A 5,514-nucleotide genomic window follows, 5' to 3' on the forward strand; every position below is an offset into this window, starting at 1 on the left:
CCCCCAACCCCCTCCCCGCAAGCGATGAGGGGGCTAAGATGTACATTATAAGTAGTGAGACAAAATTAATTACACAATGTTATTGCGTTAGCGCAGCGTGGCGTTAGCCATATGGAACGAAGTGAAATCAAGCAATCGCCAGGGTTGTGATTGCTTCCCTTCCCTCGCAATGACTGTAAATATTTTTGTCCAATTACTTATGATTGGAAATCGCTGTAGGAATCCTCAATGATTTCTGAGCAATATTAAGTAGCTTAGGGTAGTCAATATCTACCAAAATCTGTCTAAAATAGGCAAAAACCAAATATAGACATCCGGTTTGATGATTAAAAATATCCGTAGGGTGTGTTAGCGACAGCACAATGCACTAAATTCTTAATCAGGGAAAGATGATCAAAAGTCTCTAACCTGTGAATAAATAACAAACAGCAACAAGAGAAAAAATGCACAAAACATACTCGATTAGTCTTTAAGGAATCCTGATGATGACACTTACACAAATTCAAAACCAAATCAAAAATCAAGCCGCTAAAATTGCCGAACAGCAACAAGAATTATTAGATGCTCAAAAAGAATTATCTTTACTTTTAGAGAAGAAAAAAATTATGGAAGAACTCGCAAATGAAAAACTGAAAGAAGCAGCACAGCTATTAAAAGAAGCCCAAACTGATTTAGAATGTACAACTGAGGAGATTCTAGAAATTACTAAATCAAAAATGATTAGCCCTGAATTAAAAGATCAACTTGATTTAGAACAAAATGGCAAAAATAGTTTAATTGTGGGAACTTTAGGATCTTTAGAATCCGTCGAAATTGATCTAGGTAAATCCGAACTTAGCCTACAAGAAGGTAAACAAGAATTAGTCAATGCCTTAACTGAAAAGATAGATGAGTTTGAATTTGCTTTATCCTGTTTACCTGTAGAAGAAAGGGATTGTGCTAGAGTTAAGCTACAAACTGTACTTGGTAATTTTGTAAGTCAGTAATGAAGAAGAATTCATTCTATTCTTTCTCCTAACTCCTTCTTTCTTTCTCCTGACTCGGTAACTCCTGACTCCTTCTTTCTTTCTCCTGACTCGGTGACTCCTGCTTAATTATGAATATTATTGAAACCCTCAAAGCCGATTATGCTAGATTTCCTGAAAATCAAACTTACAGCATTTATGCCGACAATGTTTATTTTCAAGATGCTGTTTTCAAGTTTCGGGGAATTGAACTTTATAAATGGATGATTAAATTCATTCAAACTTTTTTCTTCAATCTCAAACTAGATTTACATCACATCCAATCTCAGGGAGAAATTATTAAAACTGAATGGACAATGAGTTGGAATTCGCCATTACCCTGGAAACCCTATATTTCTGTTTCTGGCTGGAGTGAATTACGTCTGAATGCCGAGGGTTTAATTGTTTCCCATATTGATTATTGGCACTGTTCTCGCTTAGATGTAATTAAGCAACATTTCATTTATGGGAAAAAACCAGCATAATGTAAATAAAATCCAGGCATAAGGAATAATTGATGCGAGTAATTTTAATGACAGGGAAAGGTGGCGTAGGTAAAACCTCCGTTGCCGCAGCCACTGGACTCCGTTGTGCGGAACTCGGCTATCGGACATTAGTTTTAAGTACAGACCCCGCCCATTCCCTTGCAGATAGCTTTGACGTAGAATTAGGACATGATGCCCGTCTCGTTCGTCCTAACTTGTGGGGGGCAGAATTAGATGCCCTGCAAGAATTAGAAGGTAATTGGGGGGCTGTGAAACGCTACATTACCCAAGTTTTACAAGCCAGAGGTTTGGACGGCATACAAGCGCAAGAGTTAGCAATCTTACCGGGTATGGACGAAATTTTCGGACTGGTGAGAATGAAACGTCATTATGATGACGGAGAATATGATGTTTTAATTATTGACTCTGCCCCTACTGGTACAGCATTACGGCTGTTAAGCTTGCCTGAAGTTGGCGGTTGGTATATGCGTCGTTTCTACAAACCGTTTCAAAATATTTCCGTTGCGCTTAGACCACTGGTAGAACCTTTTTTCAAACCTATTGCTGGTTTTTCTTTACCAGATAAGGAGGTAATGGACGCACCCTATGAGTTTTATGAACAGATTGAAGCTTTGGAAAAAGTCTTAACTGACAATACTCAAACTTCTGTGCGTCTAGTCACCAATCCTGAAAAGATGGTAATTAAAGAATCTCTTCGCGCTCATGCCTATTTGAGTTTGTATAATGTAGCGACAGATTTAGTCATTGCTAACCGGATTATTCCTCAAGAAGTTACAGATCCATTTTTCCAACGCTGGAAGGAAAATCAAGAACAATACCGCCAAGAAATTCATAATAATTTCTTACCTTTGCCAGTGAAAGAAGTACCTCTATACTCTGAAGAATTGTGTGGTTTGGCAGCTTTGGAAAGATTGAAAGAAACTCTCTACAAAGATGAAGATCCAACTCAAGTTTATTATAAAGAAACTACTCTCAGAGTTGTCCAAGAGAATAACCAATACAGCTTAGAACTCTATTTACCGAATATTCCCAAAAGCCAAGTGCAATTAAGTAAAACTGGAGATGAGTTAAATATTACTATTGGCAATCATCGCCGTAATTTAGTATTACCTCAAGCTTTAGCTGCACTGCAACCAGCGGGAGCAAAAATGGAAGATGATTATCTAAAAATTCGCTTCGCTGAATAAAAACCTGGGTGGGGAAACCAGGAAAATAGGGCGGGGAAACCCCGCCCCTACAGGCGGTTGCGTTGTTAGGGGGTACAAAATCGGCGTTGCTGATTAAGGGTATGAATTTTAGTCTCACGCAAAGGCGCAAAGACGCAAAGGTAAGAGTTTTAAAGGTTCAATTTGGGAATTTCATACCTCAATTCAGCAACGCCCAAAATCTCTGTTGAAACCTATACACAAAGACAGTTTTACTCCTGACTCCTGACTCCTGACTCCTGACTCCTGTTGTAAGTTGTTTCTATCTGTAAATTCTTCAATGTCCTTTGCAAAAATTTACCCCATTCTGCTGCTAGGGGAACTTCTGTAAACGGGACACGAATTGATTTAGGAGTAGTTAATAAAAAGTCTAATTCGATTTTGCGACCTTTTTGGGGAGGATTTTCTATATCTACTACATGATCATTGACTAAAAAGCGGATTTCTTGAACGTCCAATAAGGAAAAAGTTTCTAATTCAATGGGTCCTTTTGTGGTTGGTTTTCCCCAAGTGATATCATTACCTTTTTGAGCTAATACTGCATAAATATCATACTTTGCCCGTTCAAATTGTTCTGCCCAAATTTGATAAGCTTGAAGTTTCTTAAATTCCTGTGAACCTTGCCAAGCTAACCAGAAAAATGCAACTAACAAAGGCAACCAAAAAAGACCACGTTCCATAATAATTCTTAATGCCTCTGTGAGAGGAGCGTCGTTAATTTCATGAGAAAACAGGTAAGAAGATAGAATTTTTTCTAAAATCCACCAAATACTATTTTACAATATAGCAATTTAACTATTTTGTAGACAAATAACCATCTTGATAATTATTCTCTATTCCCTGTTACCTACTATATGAGTTATGGTAGTGAGCAAACTGACAAGAAGCGGTGATGAAAAAACTTATATTATTGTGCTTGTTTGTGATTGGACTGGCTGCTGCTATATTTGGGTTTCTGAATTTTCAGGGACTAGCAGCGAAAGGTGAGTTTGAGACAATTTTGCTAGATTTTCGGGAAGATGTGGCAGAAAGTTTGATTGAGAAGGACTTACAAGCGATCGCCAGGCAATATCATGTTACCCCCCAATTGGATAATAAATATTCAGCGACAGATCATGTATATGTTATCAAAGGCGATCGCCAACGACTCACAGATTTACGAAAATCTCCATTTGCTAAAGTTACAGAATTTATCGAGCCAAATTACATTTATAAAATTGTCCCCCAAGGAAAAGCCACTTGGTTAGGAGAACTGTTAACGCCCCAAAACGAAGAACCAAATTCTTCCTTAGTTGGTCCTAATGACCAGTATTACAGCAAACAGTGGAACTTACACAAAATCGGTATAGAAGCGGCTTGGACACGGAGTAAAGGTGGTGGTATCACCGTTGCCGTCATTGATACAGGCATTACCAAAGTCCGCGACTTATATGAAACTAAATTTGTCAAAGGCTACGATTTTGTTAACGATACAGAAGCAGCCAAAGACGACAACGGACATGGAACTCACGTCGCCGGCACAGTCGCCCAAGCCACCAATAACGCCTATGGTGTCGCTGGAGTGGCTTATGAAGCCAGTCTGATGCCCTTAAAAGTCTTAAATGCCGACGGTTCAGGAACAGTAGCCGACATTGCCGAAGCCATCAAATTTGCGGCTGATAACGGCGCAGACATCATTAACATGAGCTTAGGTGGTGGTGGTGCCAGCCAACTCATGGAAGATGCGGTTAAATACGCCCACAACAAAGGTGTAACCATTATCGCCGCCGCCGGCAATGAAGACACCAACGGCGTGAGTTATCCCGCCCGTTATGATCATGTTATCGGTGTTTCCGCCTTTGGACCCGACGGTGAAAGAGCATCCTATTCTAACTATGGTGCAGGTGTAGATATTTCTGCCCCTGGGGGGAGTGAAACCGGGACAATTCTCCAAGAAACTATTAATGAACAAGGTGAAGGCGTATTTCTCGGACTCCAAGGCACAAGTATGGCTTCTCCCCACGTTGCGGGGGTAGCAGCACTAATCAAAGCCTTGGGAATCAAAGAACCCGACGAAATTTTGCAAGTTCTCCAACAGTCAGCCAGAGTCATTCAAGACGACGGTTTGAACTATTATGGGGCTGGACAACTCAACGCCGAAGCCGCAGTTAAATTAGCCAGTGACGGCATAATTAGTGTTCCCGACTTTTTCCGGTGGTTGCGAGAACAAGGCTATCTAAATCCTGGCTTTTGGATAGATGGCGGAGCGATCGCATTAGTCCCTAAAATATTCATGGTGGTAGGTTCTTATCTCCTGGCTTGGTTTTTACGAACCTACTTCCCCTTCGCCTGGAGTTGGTCTCTATCTGGCGGCTTAATTTTCGGCAGTTCTGGTTTATTCTTCCTCAAAGGATTTTATATCTTTGATCTTCCCCAATGGCCTTTCCGAATTTTAGGTAGTTCCATTCCCGAATTAGGCAACACCTTACAGGGAACAGACGCACTAAATCCGCTTTTTGCCAGCGTCTTAATTCCCTTTGTGTTAATAGCCTTATTTTTAGGACATCCCACTGGGAAATGGTTTGCCATTGGTGTAACTTTAGGAATAACAGCTTTCCTAGCAGTTAGTGCCATTTATGATCCTGCCGTTTGGGGTTTAGGAAATAGTAACCTCGCCCGAATCTTCCTCCTCGTCAATGCTTTACTTTGCTACGGACTAGCCCGGTTAGCATTAAAAAAAGACCAACAAATAGCTTAATTAGATAATTGGTAATCATAGCCCCCTCCTCGCTTGCGGGGAGGGGGTTGGGGGTGGGGTTC

The 5,514-nt window shown here is 40.5% G+C and carries 5 protein-coding genes; 4 read left to right on the plus strand and 1 reads right to left on the minus strand.

What is annotated here, in order from left to right:
• Nucleotides 1-482: 482 nt before the first annotated feature.
• The 3 genes from IQ228_RS19940 (at nucleotide 483) to IQ228_RS19950 (ending at nucleotide 2,697) form a co-directional block, all read left to right on the plus strand.
• The gene (locus tag IQ228_RS19940; protein ID WP_193964105.1) at nucleotides 483-986 is read left to right on the plus strand and encodes a hypothetical protein; all 504 of its coding nucleotides are present in this window, start codon (nucleotides 483-485) and stop codon (nucleotides 984-986) included.
• Nucleotides 987-1,096: 110 nt separating this feature from the next.
• Nucleotides 1,097-1,489 (plus strand): DUF2358 domain-containing protein, encoded by a 393-nt coding sequence (locus IQ228_RS19945; RefSeq protein ID WP_027400885.1) that lies wholly within the window; start codon nucleotides 1,097-1,099, stop codon nucleotides 1,487-1,489.
• A 32-nt stretch (nucleotides 1,490-1,521) separates the two neighbouring features.
• Nucleotides 1,522-2,697, plus strand: coding sequence for a TRC40/GET3/ArsA family transport-energizing ATPase (locus IQ228_RS19950; protein ID WP_027400884.1), 1,176 nt, complete (start codon nucleotides 1,522-1,524; stop codon nucleotides 2,695-2,697).
• A 230-nt stretch (nucleotides 2,698-2,927) separates the two neighbouring features.
• On the opposite strand, the gene IQ228_RS19955 is transcribed toward IQ228_RS19950, so the two are convergent.
• Complete coding sequence (locus IQ228_RS19955) at nucleotides 2,928-3,395, minus strand: hypothetical protein (protein ID WP_027400883.1); 468 nt, start codon at nucleotides 3,393-3,395, stop codon at nucleotides 2,928-2,930.
• A gap of 212 nt (nucleotides 3,396-3,607) precedes the next feature.
• Between IQ228_RS19955 and IQ228_RS19960 the strand changes: the two genes are divergently transcribed.
• Nucleotides 3,608-5,452 (plus strand): S8 family peptidase, encoded by a 1,845-nt coding sequence (locus tag IQ228_RS19960; RefSeq protein ID WP_193964107.1) that lies wholly within the window; start codon nucleotides 3,608-3,610, stop codon nucleotides 5,450-5,452.
• Nucleotides 5,453-5,514: the final 62 nt, after the last annotated feature.

The sequence above is a fragment of the Dolichospermum sp. LEGE 00246 genome, from assembly GCF_015207865.1.
Taxonomy (GTDB): domain Bacteria; phylum Cyanobacteriota; class Cyanobacteriia; order Cyanobacteriales; family Nostocaceae; genus Dolichospermum; species Dolichospermum heterosporum.

Excerpts from the sequence above, each read along its gene's own strand:
- IQ228_RS19950 (WP_027400884.1), top strand. The coding sequence starts at position 1,522 with ATGCGAGTAATTTTAATGACAGGGAAAGGTGGCGTAGGTAAAACCTCC.
- IQ228_RS19960 (WP_193964107.1), top strand. The coding sequence starts at position 3,608 with ATGAAAAAACTTATATTATTGTGCTTGTTTGTGATTGGACTGGCTGCT.
- IQ228_RS19955 (WP_027400883.1), bottom strand. The coding sequence starts at position 3,395 with ATGGAACGTGGTCTTTTTTGGTTGCCTTTGTTAGTTGCATTTTTCTGG.
- IQ228_RS19945 (WP_027400885.1), top strand. The coding sequence starts at position 1,097 with ATGAATATTATTGAAACCCTCAAAGCCGATTATGCTAGATTTCCTGAA.
- IQ228_RS19940 (WP_193964105.1), top strand. The coding sequence starts at position 483 with ATGATGACACTTACACAAATTCAAAACCAAATCAAAAATCAAGCCGCT.